The sequence below is a fragment of the Enterococcus sp. DIV1206 genome (genome assembly GCF_051712485.1).
Classification (GTDB): domain Bacteria; phylum Bacillota; class Bacilli; order Lactobacillales; family Enterococcaceae; genus Enterococcus; species Enterococcus faecalis.
Genome location: NZ_JBIOOZ010000001.1, coordinates 2,717,784 through 2,738,741, shown reverse-complemented (window position 1 = coordinate 2,738,741; position 20,958 = coordinate 2,717,784). Strand labels below are relative to the sequence as shown.

Here is a 20,958-nt window from a genome sequence, read left to right as displayed (position 1 = left end):
TGCTTGTGATTCGTCTATATAAGTGTACAGGAAAGGAGGTTCCAGAAATCGATGGTTTTCGATGGTTGGAAAAGAAAAAAACAAATTCGCGCGTTAGAAACGCTTGTGGATACCAAATATGAAAAAATGTATCGCATTGCCTTTAACTATACACATTCGAAAGAAGATGCCTTGGATGTGATTCAAGAAAGCTTTGAAAAGGCACTGAAGGCCATCCAAAAAGGACCCGATATTAATGATTTTGACGCGTGGTTCTTTCGAATTCTGCTTTCTGTAGCGACAGATTATTGGCGTAAAAAGAAACGAGAAGCTGTTCATATTGAAAAAGATGAACATGTGTTAGCCCTTTTAAATAATCCCCAACGCAGTTTTTTAGAAATTGAAGAAATTATTAATCAATTAGATAGTCCCAATCGTGAAATTATTCTATTAAAATTTTTTGAAGGATTTACGCTAAAAGAAATCGCCTTGATCCTGGATATTAACGAAAACACGATTAAAACGAAGATGTACCGCAGTTTGAATGAACTCCGAAGTCTATTGAATTAGTAAAAGAAAGGAAGCGAAAAAATAATGGAAGATTTTGTAAAAAGTGTTGTTAAAAACTTTTCAAAAGAATACCGCCAACAACCGTTGCCAACGGATCTACAAGCGGAAGTCAAAGCGCGTTTTCATAAAGAGAAAAAGCGGTACACCTGGCTTCGTTTTAGAAACCGCTCACTGCAAAGTAGTGTAGTGGTGGCTTGTGGCTTTGTCTTATCAGTCAATTTGTTTCCAGGTTTTAGTGAAGCAGCCCGCAACATTCCTGTGTTAGATAAAATTGTTCAATTAGTCACCATCAAAACGTTGACAGCGAAAAAACAGGAAAGTGAAGTAAACATCGATGTCCCTAAAATCCAAACATCCCAAGAATCTTCAGTAGCCGACACGCTCAACAAAAAATACTTGAAAGAAGCCCAAACAGAATTTCAACAAGTCAAAGGGCAATTGTTTGATGGTTCTCGTGTTTCAGTCACTGGAGATTATGAAAAAGTTGTGGACGACCGTCGCTTCCTAGTGGTCAAACGAACCTTCACAGAAATTAAAGGCAGCTCTGCGACGACAACGAAATATGACACCATCGACAAACGAGCCAATGTTGTCGTTTCACTCCCCTTAATTTTTAAAAATGATTTTTACATTGATGTCATTAGTAGTGAAATTAAACAACAAATAGCAGACCAAATGAAGAACGATAGCAATAAAATATACTGGTCCGAAAAAGAGGATGCCCCCAGTGATGTTCAACCCTTCAAAAAAATTAAAAAGGACCAACCTTTCTATATCAATGAAAAACACCAATTAGTGATTGTGTTTTCTCAAGGAGAGATTGCGCCTTACTATATGGGCACCCCTGAATTTGTGATTCCTAATCAAGTCATTGAGAATGAATTGGCAGCGCCTAATTATTTAAAATAAACTCAGCAAAAAACACGCGACATTTCTTAAAACTGTCGCGTGTTTTTTACTGACCTAACCAAGTCAGTTGCGGTTTTACTGAGAGAAGCGTACACTAGAATTAAGCATAACAAGAAAGGGCGAATGGCAATGGAAAAATCAGAAAAAATTAGTATTTTACAAGATGTGGTTAAAATTAAATCTGTAAATGGAAACGAAGAAGAAGTGGCAATCTATTTACAAAATCTTTTGAAAAAATATGAGATCCCTTCTGAACTTGTTTCTTATGCACCAAATCGTAGTAGTTTGGTTGCTTATTTAGGTGAAAACCGAGAAAAAGTCTTAGGGTTTAGTGGCCACATGGACGTGGTTTCTGAAGGGGACGAAAGTCAATGGACTTTCCCGCCATTTGCGGCCCATATTGAAGGAAATAAATTGTATGGCCGTGGCGCAACGGACATGAAAAGCGGCTTAGTCGCAATGGTTTTAGCAATGATTGAATTAAAAGAAAAGGAAGTTCCATTAAATGGAGCGGTTAAATTTTTAGGTACAGTTGGTGAAGAAGTCGGTGAGCTAGGTGCTGGCCAATTAACTGAAAAAGGCTATGCGGATGATTTAAGTGCCTTAGTCATTGGAGAACCAACCAATTATAACTTGATGTATGCGCACATGGGTTCAATTAACTATTCTGTTGTGTCACACGGAAAAGAAGCCCACAGTTCGATGCCAGAAGAAGGCATTAACGCGATTAATAATTTGAACGAATTTATTACAGAAGCAAACCAACAAATGGCGGAAGTCACAGCAAACTATGAAAATCCTGAATTGGGTCGAACGATTCACAATGTAACCGTCATTAAAGGTGGCACACAAGTGAACAGTATTCCAGGTCAAGCAGCCTTGCAAGGGAATATCCGTTCAATTCCAGAATTCAGCAACGACCAAGTCATTGCATTATTACAAAAAATTGTCGATGAATTGAACAAAAAAGAAAAACATCAGTTAGAATTAACGATTGATTACAATAAAATTCCTGTAAAAGCTGAGAAAGATTCTGCGTTAATTCAAGCCATTCAAGCCCAATTTGATCAACCATTACCATTAGTGACAAGCGCTGGGACCACAGACTTAGCTGAATTTACTAAATCAGACAATACATTTGATTGCGTTGTCTTTGGACCAGGTGTGACCACTACTGCACACCAAGTCGACGAATATGTCGAAATTGATAATTATTTAGATATGATTGATAAGTATCAAGCGATAGCAAAAAGTTATTTAAATTAAAAAAGTGTCGCGCCTGAATCATAAAAATCAGGTGCGACATTTTTTATAAGGTTTATTCCACCACAGTCCATTCATTTAAGGTTTTGCCGTTCTCATCAACTAGCTCTAACCAGCTGTTTGTTCCAGCAAAATAGAGAAACAAGCCGACTTCATTAACGCTTTTTAAGATGATATCTTCCGTTGTGACAAAGTCTTTAAATTGGCCCTTGCGTTCATCACGAAGTTTTTCACCAAATCTAGCGGAGAAACCGACAGACCCGTCTTTATTTAAAGGGGCTTCTGGCATCATTGTCGCGCCAGCTTTAATAAGCATTTCATTGCGCTTTTGCCAAAAAACAGTTGCTTTGCTTTGTCGAGTATCAATATAAAAAGGAATTTGGCTAACTTCTTTTGTCCATTTGTGGCGTGCTTTGGCTGGTCTGGCTTTCTTCGGCGCCGGTTTTTTAAACAGAGAGTAGCCAAAACGTTCCAAGATAAAGGTGACTGTTTCTTTATAGTTAGTCACTGTCGCTACCGCACTTTTCGGAATTTTGACTGTCGTTGGGGTTGCTTCCAATGTTAAACCACTTTCTTTCGCATCATCTAGGAAAGCTTGCGCTAAATAGGCAAGTTCTGTGTCCCAAGTCGGTTTCAATAAAATCGAGTGATCAAAAGAAACTTCTTTATATGTAGCTTTTTCTTCAGCAAGTCCTAAAGCAACTAGTTGGTTATCTCTTAGCAAGAAAAGAATCGCTGCCTCTTTTTTCGGTAATTTAGTTGTTTGTTCAATGATTAAGTGGGCCTGATCGGCTAAATCAATGAGTGTCTTTGTTTTTTTTAAATCAACGGTTAAATGTAAGTCCATGAAGTCTACTCCTTTATCGTTAGTTTCTTCATTGTATCATGAAACACCGTCTTCGTCTTTTAACGAGTCAGCAACCTTACAATATTGTTTGAAACAAAAAGAAGCTTTCATGGTATACTTACTCACATGCATAATTTTTAATGAGGAAAGTAGAGGAACAAGAATGAAAACACTTGGCAATATTTTATGGTTCATCTTTGGCGGCTTTTTTGGTGGCTTATCGTGGCTATTCGCAGGCGTGATTTGGTGCATTACAATCATTGGTATTCCGATTGGTTTACAATGTTTCAAATTAGCGGGATTGAGCTTTTGGCCGTTTAAAAAGCGAGTCGTGTATAGTGATAGCGGCGTATCTTTGGTGGTAAACATTATTTGGCTGATTATCAGTGGACTACCATTAGCAATTGGGCATTGTATTAGTGGCTTGTTGCTTTGTCTGACAATCATCGGTATTCCGTTTGGGCAACAATCCTTTAAATTGGCGAAATTAGCGTTAATGCCGTTTGGGGCCCGTGTTGTTTCAACAAATGATTTTTATTTTGAATAGTCAGAGGTTTCTCATTGACAAATAAAACGAAACAGCGTATTCTGTAAATGTAACAAATAACGTTACATTTAGTTTGGAGTGATTAGACATGGCCATGTCAACGAAATTAAGTGTTGCGATTCATATTTTAAGTTTGATTGAAACAGGTCCTCAAGAACAAGTGACTTCTGAATACATTGCTTCGAGCGTGAATACGAATCCAGTCGTTGTTCGACGACTAATGAGCCAGTTAAAAAAAGCCGGCTTGATTCATTCCATGCGTGGAGCCAATAAAAATACCTTATTAAAGAAACCAGAAGAGATCTCACTGTATGAAATTTATACAGCGGTTGAATTGGAACGAGAGATTTTCAATATTCATCAGAATCCTAATCCAAACTGTTCCGTTGGGGCAAATATCCAATCGGTACTAGAAACTGAATTTACTAAAGTGCAACAAAAAATGGAAGAAGAATTGAAAAGCATCACCTTAGCAGATGTGATTCATGAAATAGAAGTTAAGAGAGATAAGTAATCTCTCTACTTTTAAAGTGTCAAATGTAACTATTTTAGTTCTATTTAAAAATGAAAGGATGATTTACATGAAAGTAGCAGTATTAGGAGCAACAGGAAAAGAAGGACAATTACTTTTAGCAGAAGCTAAACGTCGCGGGATGGACGTGACAGCCATCGTTCGTAATGCCTCAAAAATAACAGATGGCACACCGACCATTGAAAAAGATGTTTATCAATTAACAACAGAAGATATTCAAGCGTTTGATGTATTAATTAGTGCCTTAGGATTCCCTGATGTGCAAGATTTCCCCAAATCTACCCAGCATTTGATTGAGATTTTAACCAATCAAAAAACGCGCTTGTTTGTCGTTGGGGGCGCTGGAACCTTGTATGTGGACCCAGAACACACAACTCAATTAAAAGATACCCCATCATTCCCAGCAGAAATTCAGCCGTTAGCTTCGGCAATGGGCGAAGCTTTAAACTTATTGAAAGAAGCTCAAAACATCCACTGGACCTATATTAGTCCTGCAGCCATGTTTGATGCTGAAGGTCCTGCGACAGGCCATTATGAAGTCGCTGGCGAAGAATTAACAACCAATAGCCAAGGTGACAGCTACATTAGTTACGCAGACTACGCCGTTGCCATGTTAGATGAAGTGGAAAGTAATGCACACCCAAATCAACGAATTAGTGTGTATCAATAAAAAAAACAAGAAAATGGGGCCTCCGTTAAAACAACGGAGGCCCCATTTTCTTGTTTGATTAATTATTGCTAATGTATTTACTGTTTGGGTGCTCGGTATCCTGCTGCCTCTGCTTCTTCAACAGTAGAGAACCAAGCTACTGGATTCGTAGTTCTATTATAATATCTACTTCCAGGTACATGATAAATTCCATTACGTGACCCTTTAATTAAAGCGTTACCGCTTGGTGCTTCTGCAGCAGCCGTCTCGACTTCCGCTGGCGCCTGTGCGGCTTGTTGCGCCTCTGCTTCAGCTTGCGCTTTTGCTGCCGCTTCGGCTTGTTCTTTTTGCGCTTTTTCAGCGGCTAGTTTTTGAGCTTCTGCTTCTTTTCGTTGTTTTTCTTTGTGGGCATCTAATTGAGTTTTAACAACGGCTACCCGTTTTGTTAAAGCTTGATTTGGGGAGTTTAAAGCGTCAATTTGTTTGATCGCTTCATTATAGTAAGCTTCATTGGTTGGTTCTTGTTCAGCTTTTTCAACAGCGGCAGTTGCACTGGCGACTAATTGTTCATTTTTTTCTTTTTCAGCGATAGCGGTTTGAACAGTCGTTAATCGTTGTTGAAATCCTTCTTTGCCAACTGGGGCAGCAGCTACTAATTTTTCAGCTGCTTGATAATCGCTTTTACTTTTAGATTTTTCAGCAGTTGTAACTGCTTCATCAACAGGTACTGCTTCTTTGATTTTTTCAAGGCGATCATTGTATTCCTCGTATTCTTGACTTAATGAAGATACTAAGGTTGCGGCTTCATCATAGTTTTTCTGAGAAGGTTGTTTTTCAGCGTAAGCTAAGGCTTTTTCTGTTTTGGCCAATTCTTGCTCAGAATCTGTGATGCTCGCAATAAATTCTTTTGACGGTGTGACTTCGACTGATTTTTCAACTTTGGTATCTTTCTTCTCAGCAACAAAGGTGATTTTTTGCGTTTTTTCATCGGACAGTTTTACTTTGTAAGCAAACGTTTTGTCTTTCGTTTTTACTTCCTTGCCATTGGCCGTTAGTTTGCTGTTGCCGTCATATTCGCCTTTGATGGTGGCTGAGCCATTGGCATCGGTTTCAACACTCTCTGCATCAAGTGAAAGCGTTGGGGAAGAATCTGTCGTGGCAACCCCACCAATAAATAGAGCGGCACTTGCTAATGCGGCATAGCCATATTGTTTTTTCGGTTGTTTCTTAATTAATGCTTTGATAGTCAGTCCCCCGCTGACAAGTAACCCTAATAGACCCAAAAGTACTAATACTACACTCATTCATTTCTCTCCTTTCGATATAACGTTATTATAAAATGTATTGTGAGAAAATGAACATTTTTTTCGTAATAATTAATAAATTTCCTGATAAAAAAATTATTTCCTGAAGCTCAAATTCTTTTGTAAAAATTTTGTTGTGCTAAAATGGAAAGTGAGTTTAACTACGTATGTTATTAGAGAAGGGGAAATCAATGAAAGCAGAAATCATTGCAGTCGGAACAGAGTTATTACTGGGACAAGTAGTGAATACCAACGCCACCTTTTTATCAGAAGAGTTAGCTGCGCTAGGCATCGATGTTTACTATCAGACCGTTGTTGGTGATAACGGCGGCCGCTTAGAAACGCTACTAACAGAAGCAGAACAAAGAAGTGATTTAATTGTCCTTTGTGGAGGGCTAGGACCTACAGAAGACGATTTAACCAAGCAAGTTGTCGCACAACATCTCCATAAATCATTAGTAGAAGATCAAGAAGGATTGAACCGCTTGCACCAGTTTTTCCAACAGTCTAAGCGGCCAATGACGGAAAATAATCTACGACAAGTGTTAGCCATTGAAGGTGGACAAGTTCTTCAAAACCCGACAGGATTAGCGGTTGGTTCTTTCGTAACAGAAGGGACAACAAGCTATTTGCTCTTACCAGGGCCGCCCAATGAATTAATTCCGATGTTCCAACAAGCGGCACGACCTTTATTGATTGATGCGTTTCCACAAGAAGAACAATTGATTTCAAGAGTCTTGCGTTTTTATGGCATTGGTGAATCACAGCTGGTGACCGAGATTCAATCGTTGATTGCGCACCAAACGAATCCAACCATTGCGCCTTATGCTAAGGCTAATGAAGTGACACTTCGTTTAACAGTTAAAACAAAAGACTTAGTAGCTGGCGAAGAATTATTAACAGCGACGGAAGAAAAGGTTTTAGCTAAAGTGGGAGACTATTTTTATGGGTATGGGGATGACAATAGTTTAGCCAAGGTAACAGTGGATTTGTTATTACAAAACGGACAAACCGTCACGGCTGCTGAGAGCCTCACCGCTGGCCTATTCCAAAGTACACTGGGGGAAATTGCGGGTGCTTCGAAGATTTTTAAGGGAGGCTTCGTGACGTATTCGCAAGAAACAAAAGAGAACTTTTTAGGAATTTCTCATGAACTTTTAGAAGAACATGGCACGGTAAGTGAAGCGTGTGCCAAAGAAATGGCAGAGAAAGCGCGTCAGTTAGCTAAATCTAACTATGGTTTATCATTTACTGGGGTCGCTGGTGACCCAATCGAAGGTCAACCGACAGGCACTGTTTGGATTGGGCTGGCGGAAGAAGGCCAACCAACCGTTGCAGAATGTTTCCATTTTAACCGTGACCGAAATTATATTAGACAGAGTGCGGTTATGCGAGGGTTAGATCTTTTGCGGCGCCGAATCATTAATAAAAAATAAATATGCGAATGTTTGTTCGGTTTTTTCTTGCTTTTTTGGTACAAAAGAGATATGATAGACCTACTAACAGGAAATGAAAAATAAGTTTATATAAATTAAAGGAGGATTATCCATTGGCAGATGATCGTAAAGTGGCTTTAGATGCCGCACTGAAAAAAATTGAAAAGAACTTTGGGAAAGGTTCTATTATGAAATTAGGCGAAAAAGCTGATCAAAAAATTTCAACTATCCCTAGTGGTTCTTTAGCGTTAGATGTTGCATTGGGCGTAGGTGGGTATCCACGTGGCCGAATTATTGAAGTATATGGTCCTGAGAGTTCAGGTAAAACAACTGTTTCTTTACACGCAATTGCAGAAGTGCAACGAAATGGTGGAACAGCCGCTTTTATCGATGCTGAGCATGCATTGGATCCTCAATATGCGGAGAAACTAGGCGTTAACATTGATGAATTACTTTTATCTCAACCAGATACGGGTGAGCAAGGCTTAGAGATTGCCGATGCCTTAGTTTCAAGTGGTGCGATTGACATCGTTGTCATCGACTCGGTTGCTGCGTTAGTTCCTCGTGCAGAGATTGATGGTGAGATGGGAGCGAGCCATGTCGGCTTACAAGCTCGACTAATGTCTCAAGCACTACGTAAATTATCAGGCTCAATTAATAAGACAAAAACAATTGCTATTTTCATTAACCAAATTCGTGAAAAAGTTGGCGTGATGTTCGGAAATCCTGAAACAACTCCTGGTGGACGTGCATTGAAATTCTACGCAACGGTTCGTCTAGAAGTCCGTCGTGCAGAACAGTTAAAACAAGGAACAGACATCGTCGGTAACCGCACAAAAATTAAAGTCGTTAAAAACAAAGTGGCGCCACCATTTAAAGTGGCAGAAGTTGATATCATGTATGGCCAAGGGATTTCCCAAGAAGGCGAATTACTAGATATGGCTGTGGAAAAAGACCTTATTAGTAAAAGTGGTGCTTGGTATGGCTACAAAGAAGAACGAATTGGCCAAGGCCGTGAAAATGCCAAACAATACATGGCGGATCATCCTGAAATGATGGCAGAAGTGTCTAAATTGGTCCGTGATGCATATGGCATCGGTGACGGTTCAACCATTACAGAAGAAGCAGAAGGTCAAGAAGAACTACCTTTAGATGAATAAATAACGAGTGAATACGACTCGTTAAGAAGAAGGACAACACTTACTGAACAGGACAGGTGTTGTCTTTTTTTGTTTAGAACTAAATTGTTAAATAGACTGTTGTCCATGTCCGAACCCATCCACATCAAGCAGCTTAGTCAAACAGCAGACTATGCGGCGTTTGTTCTAAAATTTAAACAATTCGTGACGGCGGAAACCTAAAAATGTGACGTTGTCTAATATTTGCTGCCCTTTCCAAAAGAAAGGGCTTTTTTAAGTTGACACCTTTCGCGACAAACATTAGAATAAAATTGTGTGTATGCACAAATATGCAAGTAGGCATATTGATAATTGATTTTAGTTTATCAAAAAACTACAAGATATGAATTAACAAAAAGATAGTATGGAGGTGGAAATATGGTTTTAAATATTCTCCTCGCTATCGTCGGTTTGATTGTCGGTCTTGGTTTAGGATTTGTTATTGCAAAGTCACGTCATGATAAAGCAATAAATGGTGCAAAAATTTCAGCGTCGAGTATTCTCGAGAACGCTCGGAAAGAATCAGAAACACTGAAAAAAGAAGCATTGCTAGAAGCTAAGGAAGAGAACCAGAAGTATCGTTCAGAAATTGAAAGTGAGTTGAAAGAAAGCAGATTAGAACTTAAATCTCAAGAAAATCGTTTAATTCAACGGGAACAAACGTTGGATCGTAAAGATGACTCTCTTGAAAAACGTGAAGGCTCACTGGAAGAAAAAGAAGAGAAACTTGGTGCTAGACAGCAATTAATTGATGAGCGAGAAAAAGAAGTAGAAAACTTAATTAATCAGCAACATCAAGAATTAGAACGAATTGCTTCCCTTTCAAAAGAAGAAGCAAAATCGATTATTATGAAGTCAACAGAAGAAGAGTTGAATCATGAACTAACCTTGATGGTCAAGGAGTCAGAACAACGTGCCAAAGAAGAATCTGATCGCAAAGCGAAGAACTTGCTTTCCCTAGCAATTCAACGTTGCGCCGCCGATTCTGTTTCTGAAACAACTGTTTCCGTGGTCACTTTACCAAATGATGAGATGAAAGGTCGCATTATTGGTCGTGAAGGACGTAATATTCGTACATTGGAAACATTAACAGGGATTGACTTAATCATTGATGATACGCCAGAAGCGGTTGTGTTATCCGGATTTGATCCAATCAGACGAGAAATCGCTCGAATGACCTTGGAAAAATTAATCCAAGATGGTCGGATTCATCCCGCTCGTATCGAAGAAATGGTAGAAAAATCACGTAAAGAAATGGATGAACGGATTCGTGAATACGGAGAACAAGCAGCCTTTGAAGTAGGTGCTCATACGTTACATCCTGATTTAATTAAAATTTTAGGCCGTTTACGTTTCAGAACAAGTTATGGTCAAAATGTCTTGAACCACTCAATCGAAGTAGCAAAACTGGCTGGCGTTTTAGCCGCCGAATTAGGCGAAGATGTTCAATTAGCCAAACGTGCAGGTTTACTACATGATATTGGGAAAGCATTAGATCATGAAATTGAAGGTTCTCATGTTGAGATTGGCGCAGAATTAGCTGCGAAATATAAAGAAAATTCAGTAGTTATTAATGCCATTGCCTCGCATCACGGTGATGTGGAAGCAACCTCAGTTATTTCTGTTTTAGTGGCAGCCGCAGATGCGTTATCTGCAGCCCGTCCAGGTGCACGTAGTGAATCGTTAGAAAACTACATTCGCCGCTTAGAAAACTTAGAAAATATTTCTAATAGTTTTGAAGGCGTGGATTCAAGTTTTGCTGTTCAAGCAGGACGTGAAGTTCGTGTCATGGTGAAACCAGAAGAAATTTCTGATTTAGAATCTGTTCGTTTAGTTCGAGACATTCGGAAGAAAATTGAAGATGACTTGGATTATCCAGGACATATCAAAGTAACGGTTATCCGTGAAACACGTGCCGTAGACTATGCGAAATAAAATAAAAAGCGAATAAGTATCGCGTGTAGTGTCTCAACGAACAATTGCAAGGATTGTTCGTTGAGACACTTTTTTTAATCTTTTAAAACCAAAACTTTCTTTTCAAAGCGAAAACAACTATAATAAACAAGAGATGTTAAAAAGAGAAGAGGAACCTTTTTGCGTATATTATTTATAGGAGATGTTGTCGGTTCTTTAGGAAGAGAAGCCCTAGCAACGTATGTCCCTAAATTAAAGAAGAAATATCGTCCACAAGTGACCATTGCCAATGGTGAAAATGCGGCATCTGGTCGGGGAATTACTGGCAAGATTTATAAGAAATTTTTGCAAGATGGTGTCGATGTTGTTACGATGGGTAACCATACGTGGGACAACAAGGATATCTTTGAATTCATTGATGATGCGAAGAAAATGGTTCGTCCAGCGAACTTTCCAGAAGATGTGCCTGGTCAAGGAATGGTTTTTGTGAAAGTCAATCAATTGGAACTAGCGGTGATTAATTTACAGGCCCGCACATTTATGGTGCCATTGGAAGATCCTTTCAAGAAAGCCGCCGAGCTAGTGGCTATCGCTCGCAAACGGACACCGCTCATTTTTGTGGATTTTCATGGCGAAACGACGAGTGAAAAACAAGCCATGAGCTGGTTTTTAGATGGCCAAGTTTCAGCCGTTGTTGGAACACATACGCATGTTCAAACAAATGACGCTCGGATTTTACCGAAAGGGACAGCCTTCTTAAGTGATGTCGGTATGACCGGACCTTATGATGGGATTCTAGGAATGAAGCGTGAACCGATTATTGAGAAGTTTATGACAGCATTGCCGAAGCGCTTTGAGGTAGTCGAAACAGGGCGGACAATTTTATCTGCCTGTATTTTAGAGATTGATGACCAAACGGGCCAAGCGAAGATGATTGAGCCGATTCAGATTAGTGAAGATCGCCCGTTTCAAGAATAATAGAAGAAAAGTTAATCTCGGATCATTAAGAGGTTAACTTTTTCTGCTCTTATAGAAAAAGTGCCGGTGAAAGATGAAGGTGAAAAAAATGGAGCCGTTGAATTTAGATGCACAAAGTAATAAAGAATTAGAAAAATTGTTACATTTAATTGGACAAGATGAAGTCATTCAGCGCTACCAAGCGATTGAAGAAAAGGTAAAGAAAAACAAAAAGCTGACAGAATTAGTGGAAGAAATTAAAGCTGCGCAAAAAGATGCGGTTCAATTTGCTCACTATGGCAAACCAACTGCTGAAAAAGAAGCCATTCAACGAGCTGATGCGAAAACAAAAGAATTTGATGAGCACCCACTCGTTGTAGCCTACCGCGAACAACTGATCGAAGCCAATGACTTAGTCCAACATGTCACGGCGCTCATTCAATACCGCGTGAACGAAGAGCTAGAGAAGGAAGGGAATTAAATGCCACAAAAGACAAAAAATACACCCATGATGGAACAATATTTATCCATTAAGGCCCAATACAAGGATGCGTTTTTATTTTATCGCTTAGGTGATTTTTATGAATTATTTTATGAAGATGCTATCAATGCAGCGCAAATCTTAGAATTGACGTTAACAAGTCGTAACCGCAATGCGGATGATCCGATTCCTATGTGTGGCGTTCCTTATCATGCCGCGCAAGGCTATATTGACACGTTGATTGAGCAAGGCTATAAAGTAGCGATTTGTGAGCAAGTGGAAGATCCAAAGACTACCAAGGGCATGGTCAAACGAGAAGTGGTCCAGTTGGTAACGCCAGGAACGGTGATGAATAGTAAAGGCTTGGAAGCCAAAGACAATAATTACTTAACCGCTGTGCTAACAGATGGTAATCAGTTCGGTTTTGCCTATGTAGACTTGAGTACAGGCGAATTAAAAACAGCAGTCTTGGCTGATGAAGAGGGCGTTTTGAACGAAGCTTCTGCGTTGCAAACAAAAGAAATGGTCCTAGGTTCCGGGATTCCTGAATCGTTAAAAGAGAACTTAAGTTTACGTTTAAATATTATCTTTTCGACACAAGAAACGGTGGAAGAAAATGCCGAGTTTAGTTTTTTAACCAATGAACTGATTAATCCATTAGAAATTGAAATTACAGGCAAATTATTATCTTATTTATCCGTTACCCAAAAGCGGAGCTTGTCCCATATTCAGAAAGCTGTGGAATATCAGCCAGATCATTTCTTGAAAATGGATCATTATTCTAAATTCAATTTAGAATTGAGTCAGTCGATTCGAACAGGACAGAAAAAAGGGACTCTATTGTGGCTATTAGATGAAACGAAAACAGCTATGGGTGGCCGTTTGTTGAAACAATGGTTGGATCGTCCACTGATTCAAGAACGTCAAATTAAGACGCGTCAAGAAATGGTGCAATCCTTATTAAATGCCTATTTTGAACGCTTGGATTTGCAAGCAGCATTGACGAACGTGTATGATTTAGAGCGGTTAGCAGGACGCGTGGCATTTGGCAGTGTGAATGGGCGTGATTTAATTCAATTACGGACCTCTTTAGAACAAGTACCAACGATTCGACAGTTAATTGTCGGGATCAATCAAGGGGAATGGGATGATTTGTTAGTCGACTTAAACCCTGTTGAAGATTTAGTGGCATTGATTGCGACGGCGATTAATGAAGAAGCCCCCTTACAAATTACTGAAGGAAATGTTATTAAGGACGGCTATAACGACCAATTAGATGAATACCGTGATGCCATGCGCAATGGTAAGCAATGGTTAGCGGAGTTAGAAGCGAAAGAACGCCAAGAAACAGGGATTAAAAACTTGAAGATTGGCTACAATCGTGTCTTTGGTTATTTCATTGAAATCACTAAGTCAAATTTAGCGAATTTAGAAGAAGGAAAATACGAGCGTAAGCAAACATTAGCTAATGCGGAGCGCTTTATTACGCCCGAACTAAAAGAACTAGAGCGTTTAATCTTAGAAGCCGAAGAAAAATCAGTTGAACTAGAATATCAATTGTTCTTGGCTGTGAGAGAACAAGTGAAAACGAATATTGATCGATTGCAAACACTGGCTAAAACCATTAGTGCGGTTGATGTTTTACAATCTTTTGCAACAATTAGTGAACGGTATCAATACGTTCGACCAACGTTAAGAAGTAACACGAAAAATTTGGCGATTGTCGAAGGACGACACCCAGTCGTGGAAAAAGTTTTAGGGCATCAAGAATACATTCCAAACAGTATCCGCATGAACCCAGAAACAGATATTCTCTTGATTACTGGACCAAACATGTCAGGGAAAAGTACCTACATGCGTCAATTGGCTTTGACGGTGGTCATGGCGCAAATTGGCTGTTTTGTACCAGCGGAAAGTGCTGAAATGCCAATTTTCGATCAAATTTTTACACGGATTGGGGCCTCTGATGATCTAATTGCAGGGCAAAGTACCTTTATGGTAGAAATGATGGAAGCCAACCAAGCACTGCGGCACGCCACGCCTAATAGCCTAATTTTATTTGATGAATTAGGACGCGGCACGGCAACCTATGATGGAATGGCGCTAGCGCAAGCCATCATTGAATATATCCATCGTGAAGTTCAAGCTAAAACGCTATTCTCTACACATTATCATGAACTAACTGTTCTAGATGAAACCTTAAAAGGCTTGAAGAATATTCACGTGGGCGCTGTCGAAAAAGATGGCGAAGTGGTCTTTCTTCATAAAATGATGGAAGGACCTGCTGATAAGAGCTATGGGATACATGTTGCTAAAATCGCTGGTTTACCAAGCTCGCTTTTAGAACGAGCAGCCACCATTTTATCCGCTTTAGAAGCGGAAGAAACAACGATTCCAAGTTCAGTTCATCATGAAGAAGTTTCAGAAGTCCATGAAGAAACCGAGCAACTTTCATTATTTAAAGAAGTTTCAACAGAAGAATTAAGTGTCATTGACACATTGAAGAAAATGAATCTATTAGAAATGACACCACTAGATGCGTTAAACATGCTTCATCAATTGCAAAAACGTATCTAATTAGGAACCGAACCGGTTAGGAGGTCGTGAAATGGGGAAAATTCAAGAACTATCCGAACAACTAGCCAACCAGATTGCTGCTGGTGAAGTTGTTGAACGTCCCGCTTCTGTCGTCAAAGAATTAGTGGAAAATGCATTGGATGCAGGAAGCACCCAAATTGATATTTTTATTGAAGAAGCTGGCTTGAAAACCATTCAAATTATTGATAATGGTGAAGGAATTGCCAAAGAAGATGTACTGAATGCCTTCAAGCGCCATGCCACAAGCAAAATTCATACAAGAGATGATTTGTTCCGAATTCGCAGCTTGGGGTTCCGAGGCGAAGCCTTACCAAGTATTGCCTCAGTTTCTGAAATGATTGTCGAAACTGCCACAGCTGAGGAAGAAGAAGGCAGCTATGTGATTCTAAAAGGGGGCAAGGTCGAAGAAAACCGACCAGCAGCCCTCCGTAAAGGCACAAAAATGACCGTTTCCAATTTATTTTATAATACGCCCGCTCGTTTGAAATACGTCAAAACGATCCAAACGGAATTGGCCAATATTGGTGACATTGTCAATCGTCTGGCGTTAAGCCACCCTAAAGTCGCTTTTCGCTTAGTTCATGACGGCCACAAAATGATGAGTACAACAGGCAATGGTGATTTAAAACAAACGATTGCCGGGATTTATGGCATTAGTACCGCAAAGAAAATGTTGAAAATTGAAGGAAAAGACCTTGATTTTACTTTGACAGGGTATGTTTCATTGCCAGAAGTCACACGGGCCAGCCGTAACTATTTATCAACGATTATCAATGGTCGTTATATTAAAAATTTCGCGTTAAATAAAGCAATTGTAGCCGGCTATGGTTCGAAACTAATGGTGGGGCGTTTTCCAATTGCTGTGTTAGAAATTGAAATGGATCCGCTGTTAGTCGATGTCAATGTCCATCCTACTAAGCAAGAAGTTCGTTTAAGTAAAGAAAAAGATTTAATGGCATTAATTGAACAGGCGATTCAAGAAGTGTTGAGCCAAGAACAGTTGATTCCCAATGCGGCAGACAATTTGCGTTTTAAAAAGAAACTACCGCCAGAACCTAAAGCCGAACAAATGGAAATTCCTTTATCGACTGAACAACCTGCGGTAAAACAACGACCGGGCAGCTTAAGCTATAATCCTGCAACGGGTCGCTTCTATGCGGAACATGCGACAGACGAAACACCAGTCTCAAGCGCCCCTGAAACTGTCAACCAGACAGAAAGAGCAGTGGATCCAATGGACGACCCATTTGCGCCGCCAGTGCCAGAATCAACGAGTGTAGCGGAAGAAACGTCAGCTTACGAAACCTCTTCGGCAGCTGCTGATTCCGCAAATCATTGGGAAACAGCTAGTAATGAGCAACAGGTAATAGCCGAAGAAACGAAAATAACTGAAGTGCCTGATTCAGAACCTTCTCTGCGTTCATCAGAGGCTGCTGACGAGGTTTTCCAAGAAGAAATGAAACTTCACCCGGAATTCGATGCCAATAGCGCTGCGAGCCAAAGAGAACTGAAACAAGCCCTGAACAAGTTGGAAGAAGAACGACCGACAGAACGTTTTCCTGAGCTAGAATACTTCGGTCAAATGCACGGAACTTATTTATTCGCACAAAGCAAAGATGGCCTGTTTATTATCGACCAACACGCTGCCCAAGAACGAATTAAATACGAGTACTTCCGTGAAAAAATTGGCGAAGTCAGTGATGATTTACAAGAACTATTGGTACCAATCGTTATTGATTATCCAAATAGCGATGCCTTGAAAATTAAAGAGCAGAAAGAAACCCTTGCGGAAGTCGGCATCCATTTGGAAGACTTTGGACAAAATAGTTTCATTGTGCGGGCGCACCCAACTTGGTATCCTGCAGGCGAAGAGGAAAGCATTGTTCGCGAGATGATTGACATGTTGCTAACAACTGGCTCGGTCAGCGTGAAAAAATTCCGTGAAGCAACTGCCATTATGATGAGCTGTAAGCGATCCATCAAAGCCAATCATTACCTCAATGAGCAACAAGCACGCGTGCTATTAAAAGATTTAGCCTTGTGCGAAAATCCGTTTAATTGTCCGCATGGACGTCCGGTGCTGATTCATTTTACGAATTCAGATATGGAACGAATGTTTAAACGCATTCAAGACCCCCATTAAAAAGAAACGAGGCGTCATCAATTTATGCAAATTATTTTAGCATCCCAATCTCCTCGCCGTCAGGAGTTATTAAAGCGTGTGGTTCCAACTTTTACGATTGCACCAGCCGATATCGATGAAACTGTTGGCAAAGACGGCTTACCAGCAGAATATGTGGCGCAAATGGCTGCCCAAAAAGCAGCGGCTATAGCAGAACAATCCCCCGAAGCACTAGTCATTGGCTGCGATACAATTGTGGCATTGGCGGGAGAAATCCTCGGTAAACCGACTTCTCGGGAAGACGGTTATCGCATGTTGCGCCTGTTAAGTGGCAAAACACATGACGTGCATACAAGTGTGACGTTGAAACAAGGGGAAAAAGAGCGCTCCGCGACAGTTCATTCAACCGTGACGTTTTATCCACTGACAGACACGGAAATCCATGCTTACTTAGATACCGCAGAATATGCCGACAAAGCAGGCGCTTATGGTATCCAAGGACAAGGAGCATTACTAATTGAAGCAATCGCTGGCGATTATTACGCCATTATGGGTTTACCAATTGCCAAAGTAGCCCGACTACTAAAAGAATTCAACTAATAAAAGACAGTCCTTTTCATTCGTCAAAAAGAGAAAGGACTGTCTTTTACTATGCAAACTATTAGGTGCCTGTCTGGCAAACGTGGTATCATTGAACCCAATAAATTGAACAGAAGAAAAGGAGTGGACAGAATGACAAAACCAACAGAAGAAGAATTAAAACAAACCTTGACGGATCTTCAATATGCCGTCACACAAGAAAACGCAACAGAACGCCCTTTTTCAGGAGAATATGATGACTTTTACCAAGACGGAATCTATGTAGACATTGTTAGTGGCGAACCGTTGTTTAGCTCCTTGGACAAATACGATGCTGGTTGCGGCTGGCCATCCTTTACCAAACCAATTGAAAAACGTGGCGTCAAAGAAAAAGCTGATTTTAGTCACGGCATGCACCGAGTAGAAGTTCGCAGTCAAGAAGCAGATTCACATTTAGGGCATGTTTTCACTGATGGCCCACTCCAAGAAGGCGGCTTACGTTATTGCATTAATGCGGCAGCTTTGAGATTTGTGCCAGTGGCAGATTTAGAAAAAGAAGGCTATGGCGAGTACCTTTCTTTATTCAAATAATCCTCATTTTTTAGACAAATACGATAAAATAGTTAGAAGAAAGCGACTTTTGATGAATATCTTGTATGAAATACAGAAAATCTCTTGATTTATTTGGCTAGGACTACTATTATTTTAGAAGGAAAGTATTGTTCAGTTTTAACGAATTGGCTGAAATAGAAAGTGGAGGTTCTAATGTCGAAACATTATTTTGATCCAAGATTGAAAATCTTTTCTTTGAACTCTAATCGTCCCTTAGCAGAAAAAATTGCGGATGCTGTGGGTGTGGAGCTAGGAAAGTGCTCTGTAACACAATTTAGTGATGGCGAAATTCAAGTGAATATTGAAGAAAGTATTCGTGGTGCACATGTTTACGTCATTCAATCAACAAGTAGCCCTGTTAACGATAACTTAATGGAACTATTAATCATGATTGATGCGTTAAAACGTGCGAGTGCTAAAACAATTAACGTGGTTATGCCTTATTATGGGTATGCACGTCAAGACCGTAAAGCACGTGCCCGGGAACCAATCACTGCTAAACTTGTTGCAAACATGATTGAAAAAGCTGGCGCAACAAGAATGTTGACATTGGACTTACATGCGGTCCAAATTCAAGGATTCTTTGATATTCCAGTGGATCATTTGATGGGTGCACCATTAATTGCCGATTACTTCATCGAACACGGCATTCAAGGCGATGACGTCGTTGTCGTTTCCCCTGACCATGGTGGTGTAACGCGTGCACGTAAATTGGCAGAATTCTTAAAAGCACCAATTGCGATCATTGACAAACGTCGTCCAAAAGCGAACGTAGCAGAAGTAATGAATATCATTGGTCATGTGGAAGGCAAAACATGTGTCTTAATTGATGACATGATTGACACAGCGGGGACAATTTCTCTTGCTGCAAACGCATTGAAAGAAGCCGGAGCAAAAGACGTTTACGCTTCTTGTACACATCCCGTTTTATCAGGACCAGCCTTACAACGTATTGAAGATTCAGCAATTGAACGCTTAGTTGTAACAGACTCTATTTACCTATCGGATGATCGTAAAATTGCAAAAATTGACGAAGTCAGCGTTGGTGAATTAATCGGAGATGCGATTAAACGTATCCACGAAAACAAACCAGTTAGTCCGTTATTTGAAACAAAAAATAAATAATTACAAAAAACCGCCTACATCATTTTTCTGATGTGGGCGGTTTTTTTTGTGTATCATAAATTATTTAATAGCAAATGAATCGCAAGAGGATACGTGAGATTGTTATTACAGAAATAATAGGTAGAGGCTAAAACCCAGCCCATTCCACAATAAAAAAGCATGGAAATTGATGGTAATAGTCCATGGCTAAGACCAAAAAAAAGACCAGAAAAAAATATTTTACATAAGACACTTCGAGAGGTATTTTTTATAAAAAATAAGTTCATAAAAATGCCACGAGTCAGGAGTTCTTCTAATATAGGTGAAAAGAGTCTAGTATGAAGGGCCATTAAAACAGGTGCTACATTTCGGACTTCATTAATATAATGTTGATTTTCTGGAGTAGGAATGCGTGAGAAAAGTAAATTTAGAATAATAGAAAATAAGAACATGCCAATAGCTAGTAATAGACTTTTAAAGATAGCTTGCTTTTTTTTCTTTACTATTTTTTTATAGAAAACTGACAGCACGATAATAATAATTAAAGATAGTATACTATCAAAGATAATCAAGGTTTTTTCGTTATTTTTTATAGCTATTAAGCTCATTCCAGTTAATGCTTCTATGCTGGGTAGGGCTGTCAAAAAAGTGAACAGGAGATAAAGAAGTGTTTTTTTCTTTGTAGATAATTTTGTTTCGATACTATAACAACCACCTTTCCTATTTTATCAGAATGATATGTTTACAAATTGAACTACTAATCAAGGAATAAAAAGGAAATGAAAAAATGATGCTTCCTCTATTGTGAGTTTTATTATAATTAGATAAAATATAGATGTCAAAAAGATTAAAAAGGTTGGAGCTTTAAAAATATTGGAAAGGAGTATACAAATGAAAAAGATAACTGAACGACCAATTGTCAAAATCTTAATTAAGATTTTGATCTTTGCCCTATGTTTTTATGCGGGGATAAAATTCGTTGATTTCATTTTTCCGTTAGTAGGATTTAAACAATAAGCAAAAGAAATGAACGTGGAGACAAGCACAAAGGACCGTGAACTTCGTTGCTAATAGTAAAGTATTGGTCCTTGGAAACTAAAAAGCTGTTAAAAATGACAATAAAAAATAACCGTTTACTTTGATCGAGTACGGTTATTTTTTATAACTAAATTGGTCACCGTCTTAAACGGCTCTGCATCAGAGAGGTATGTTGAAGCATATCTCTCTTTTCGTTTTCATTATAGCACAATTCCCTAAAAAAATATATTTGAAACTAATTATTTTTTAGTTTCACATGGTATAATCTAAGTGTAGAGAAGTTAATGCGGAGGCAAGCGCAAAGGAACATGCGCTTTGCGACGAGCATCGCAACAAAGT

General features: G+C 39.4%; 20 protein-coding genes. 17 read left to right on the top strand and 3 right to left on the bottom strand.

The genetic code is table 11. From position 1 onward, the window contains the following. The first annotated feature begins 51 nt into the window (after window positions 1–51). The 3 genes from IGK86_RS13560 to IGK86_RS13550 all read left to right on the top strand — a co-directional run bounded on the left by IGK86_RS13560 (window position 52) and on the right by IGK86_RS13550 (window position 2,724). Complete coding sequence (locus IGK86_RS13560) at window positions 52–549, top strand: RNA polymerase sigma factor (RefSeq protein ID WP_002372752.1); 498 nt, start codon at window positions 52–54, stop codon at window positions 547–549. A 24-nt stretch (window positions 550–573) separates the two neighbouring features. Then, window positions 574–1,458 (top strand): RsiV family protein, encoded by an 885-nt coding sequence (locus IGK86_RS13555; protein ID WP_010824032.1) that lies wholly within the window; start codon window positions 574–576, stop codon window positions 1,456–1,458. Between the two features lie 129 nt (window positions 1,459–1,587). Continuing rightward, complete coding sequence (locus IGK86_RS13550) at window positions 1,588–2,724, top strand: ArgE/DapE family deacylase (protein ID WP_002367472.1); 1,137 nt, start codon at window positions 1,588–1,590, stop codon at window positions 2,722–2,724. 52 nt (window positions 2,725–2,776) lie between these two features. Here IGK86_RS13550 and IGK86_RS13545 read toward each other — a convergent pair whose 3' ends face one another. Next, complete coding sequence (locus tag IGK86_RS13545; protein ID WP_010713701.1) at window positions 2,777–3,568, bottom strand: hypothetical protein; 792 nt, start codon at window positions 3,566–3,568, stop codon at window positions 2,777–2,779. 163 nt (window positions 3,569–3,731) lie between these two features. Here IGK86_RS13545 and IGK86_RS13540 point away from each other — a divergent pair, with 163 nt between their 5' ends. The 3 genes from IGK86_RS13540 (at window position 3,732) to IGK86_RS13530 (ending at window position 5,317) form a co-directional block, all read left to right on the top strand. Then, window positions 3,732–4,115, top strand: coding sequence for a YccF domain-containing protein (locus IGK86_RS13540; protein ID WP_002358999.1), 384 nt, complete (start codon window positions 3,732–3,734; stop codon window positions 4,113–4,115). Window positions 4,116–4,203: 88 nt separating this feature from the next. Continuing rightward, window positions 4,204–4,629, top strand: coding sequence for an Rrf2 family transcriptional regulator (locus tag IGK86_RS13535; RefSeq protein ID WP_002383201.1), 426 nt, complete (start codon window positions 4,204–4,206; stop codon window positions 4,627–4,629). Between the two features lie 58 nt (window positions 4,630–4,687). After that, window positions 4,688–5,317, top strand: a complete 630-nt coding sequence (locus IGK86_RS13530; protein WP_002354854.1) for an NAD(P)-dependent oxidoreductase — start codon at window positions 4,688–4,690, stop codon at window positions 5,315–5,317. A gap of 77 nt (window positions 5,318–5,394) precedes the next feature. On the opposite strand, the gene IGK86_RS13525 is transcribed toward IGK86_RS13530, so the two are convergent. Further along, window positions 5,395–6,600: a sunset domain-containing protein gene (locus IGK86_RS13525; protein ID WP_002360981.1), complete on the bottom strand. Its 1,206-nt coding sequence runs from the start codon at window positions 6,598–6,600 to the stop codon at window positions 5,395–5,397. A gap of 191 nt (window positions 6,601–6,791) precedes the next feature. Between IGK86_RS13525 and IGK86_RS13520 the strand changes: the two genes are divergently transcribed. The 10 genes from IGK86_RS13520 to IGK86_RS13475 all read left to right on the top strand — a co-directional run bounded on the left by IGK86_RS13520 (window position 6,792) and on the right by IGK86_RS13475 (window position 19,602). Continuing rightward, window positions 6,792–8,036 carry a competence/damage-inducible protein A gene (locus tag IGK86_RS13520; RefSeq protein ID WP_010706982.1) on the top strand — a complete coding sequence of 415 codons (1,245 nt, stop codon included), beginning with the start codon at window positions 6,792–6,794 and terminating at the stop codon, window positions 8,034–8,036. 113 nt (window positions 8,037–8,149) lie between these two features. Continuing rightward, a complete protein-coding gene (gene recA, locus IGK86_RS13515; protein WP_002354860.1) occupies window positions 8,150–9,196 on the top strand; it encodes a recombinase RecA in 1,047 nt (348 codons plus the stop codon). 396 nt (window positions 9,197–9,592) lie between these two features. Then, on the top strand, window positions 9,593–11,149 hold the full coding sequence (gene rny / locus IGK86_RS13510) for a ribonuclease Y (protein WP_002354863.1): 1,557 nt from the start codon (window positions 9,593–9,595) through the stop codon (window positions 11,147–11,149). A gap of 159 nt (window positions 11,150–11,308) precedes the next feature. Then, on the top strand, window positions 11,309–12,106 hold the full coding sequence (locus IGK86_RS13505; protein WP_002354864.1) for a TIGR00282 family metallophosphoesterase: 798 nt from the start codon (window positions 11,309–11,311) through the stop codon (window positions 12,104–12,106). A gap of 73 nt (window positions 12,107–12,179) precedes the next feature. Beyond that, a complete protein-coding gene (locus tag IGK86_RS13500) occupies window positions 12,180–12,566 on the top strand; it encodes a RicAFT regulatory complex protein RicA family protein (protein ID WP_002359008.1) in 387 nt (128 codons plus the stop codon). Then, window positions 12,567–15,143 carry a DNA mismatch repair protein MutS gene (mutS, locus tag IGK86_RS13495; protein WP_016617409.1) on the top strand — a complete coding sequence of 859 codons (2,577 nt, stop codon included), beginning with the start codon at window positions 12,567–12,569 and terminating at the stop codon, window positions 15,141–15,143. Between the two features lie 31 nt (window positions 15,144–15,174). Further along, window positions 15,175–17,307, top strand: a complete 2,133-nt coding sequence (gene mutL / locus IGK86_RS13490; protein ID WP_010713705.1) for a DNA mismatch repair endonuclease MutL — start codon at window positions 15,175–15,177, stop codon at window positions 17,305–17,307. Between the two features lie 24 nt (window positions 17,308–17,331). Continuing rightward, complete coding sequence (locus tag IGK86_RS13485; protein ID WP_016617408.1) at window positions 17,332–17,886, top strand: Maf family protein; 555 nt, start codon at window positions 17,332–17,334, stop codon at window positions 17,884–17,886. A 132-nt stretch (window positions 17,887–18,018) separates the two neighbouring features. Beyond that, the gene (gene msrB, locus IGK86_RS13480; protein WP_002354871.1) at window positions 18,019–18,456 is read left to right on the top strand and encodes a peptide-methionine (R)-S-oxide reductase MsrB; all 438 of its coding nucleotides are present in this window, start codon (window positions 18,019–18,021) and stop codon (window positions 18,454–18,456) included. A gap of 174 nt (window positions 18,457–18,630) precedes the next feature. After that, complete coding sequence (locus tag IGK86_RS13475; protein ID WP_002381060.1) at window positions 18,631–19,602, top strand: ribose-phosphate diphosphokinase; 972 nt, start codon at window positions 18,631–18,633, stop codon at window positions 19,600–19,602. Window positions 19,603–19,655: 53 nt separating this feature from the next. On the opposite strand, the gene IGK86_RS13470 is transcribed toward IGK86_RS13475, so the two are convergent. Continuing rightward, window positions 19,656–20,189 (bottom strand): CPBP family intramembrane glutamic endopeptidase, encoded by a 534-nt coding sequence (locus IGK86_RS13470; protein WP_010824026.1) that lies wholly within the window; start codon window positions 20,187–20,189, stop codon window positions 19,656–19,658. Window positions 20,190–20,472: 283 nt separating this feature from the next. Between IGK86_RS13470 and IGK86_RS13465 the strand changes: the two genes are divergently transcribed. Beyond that, a complete protein-coding gene (locus IGK86_RS13465; protein ID WP_010821164.1) occupies window positions 20,473–20,598 on the top strand; it encodes a hypothetical protein in 126 nt (41 codons plus the stop codon). Window positions 20,599–20,958 lie beyond the last annotated feature (360 nt).

Excerpts from the sequence above, each read along its gene's own strand:
- rny (WP_002354863.1), top strand. The coding sequence starts at position 9,593 with ATGGTTTTAAATATTCTCCTCGCTATCGTCGGTTTGATTGTCGGTCTT.
- mutL (WP_010713705.1), top strand. The coding sequence starts at position 15,175 with ATGGGGAAAATTCAAGAACTATCCGAACAACTAGCCAACCAGATTGCT.
- IGK86_RS13545 (WP_010713701.1), bottom strand. The coding sequence starts at position 3,568 with ATGGACTTACATTTAACCGTTGATTTAAAAAAAACAAAGACACTCATT.
- IGK86_RS13555 (WP_010824032.1), top strand. The coding sequence starts at position 574 with ATGGAAGATTTTGTAAAAAGTGTTGTTAAAAACTTTTCAAAAGAATAC.
- IGK86_RS13540 (WP_002358999.1), top strand. The coding sequence starts at position 3,732 with ATGAAAACACTTGGCAATATTTTATGGTTCATCTTTGGCGGCTTTTTT.
- mutS (WP_016617409.1), top strand. The coding sequence starts at position 12,567 with ATGCCACAAAAGACAAAAAATACACCCATGATGGAACAATATTTATCC.
- IGK86_RS13465 (WP_010821164.1), top strand. The coding sequence starts at position 20,473 with ATGAAAAAGATAACTGAACGACCAATTGTCAAAATCTTAATTAAGATT.
- IGK86_RS13535 (WP_002383201.1), top strand. The coding sequence starts at position 4,204 with ATGGCCATGTCAACGAAATTAAGTGTTGCGATTCATATTTTAAGTTTG.
- msrB (WP_002354871.1), top strand. The coding sequence starts at position 18,019 with ATGACAAAACCAACAGAAGAAGAATTAAAACAAACCTTGACGGATCTT.
- IGK86_RS13485 (WP_016617408.1), top strand. The coding sequence starts at position 17,332 with ATGCAAATTATTTTAGCATCCCAATCTCCTCGCCGTCAGGAGTTATTA.
- IGK86_RS13525 (WP_002360981.1), bottom strand. The coding sequence starts at position 6,600 with ATGAGTGTAGTATTAGTACTTTTGGGTCTATTAGGGTTACTTGTCAGC.
- IGK86_RS13530 (WP_002354854.1), top strand. The coding sequence starts at position 4,688 with ATGATTTACATGAAAGTAGCAGTATTAGGAGCAACAGGAAAAGAAGGA.
- IGK86_RS13520 (WP_010706982.1), top strand. The coding sequence starts at position 6,792 with ATGAAAGCAGAAATCATTGCAGTCGGAACAGAGTTATTACTGGGACAA.
- IGK86_RS13475 (WP_002381060.1), top strand. The coding sequence starts at position 18,631 with ATGTCGAAACATTATTTTGATCCAAGATTGAAAATCTTTTCTTTGAAC.
- IGK86_RS13470 (WP_010824026.1), bottom strand. The coding sequence starts at position 20,189 with ATGAGCTTAATAGCTATAAAAAATAACGAAAAAACCTTGATTATCTTT.
- IGK86_RS13500 (WP_002359008.1), top strand. The coding sequence starts at position 12,180 with ATGAAGGTGAAAAAAATGGAGCCGTTGAATTTAGATGCACAAAGTAAT.
- IGK86_RS13560 (WP_002372752.1), top strand. The coding sequence starts at position 52 with ATGGTTTTCGATGGTTGGAAAAGAAAAAAACAAATTCGCGCGTTAGAA.
- IGK86_RS13550 (WP_002367472.1), top strand. The coding sequence starts at position 1,588 with ATGGAAAAATCAGAAAAAATTAGTATTTTACAAGATGTGGTTAAAATT.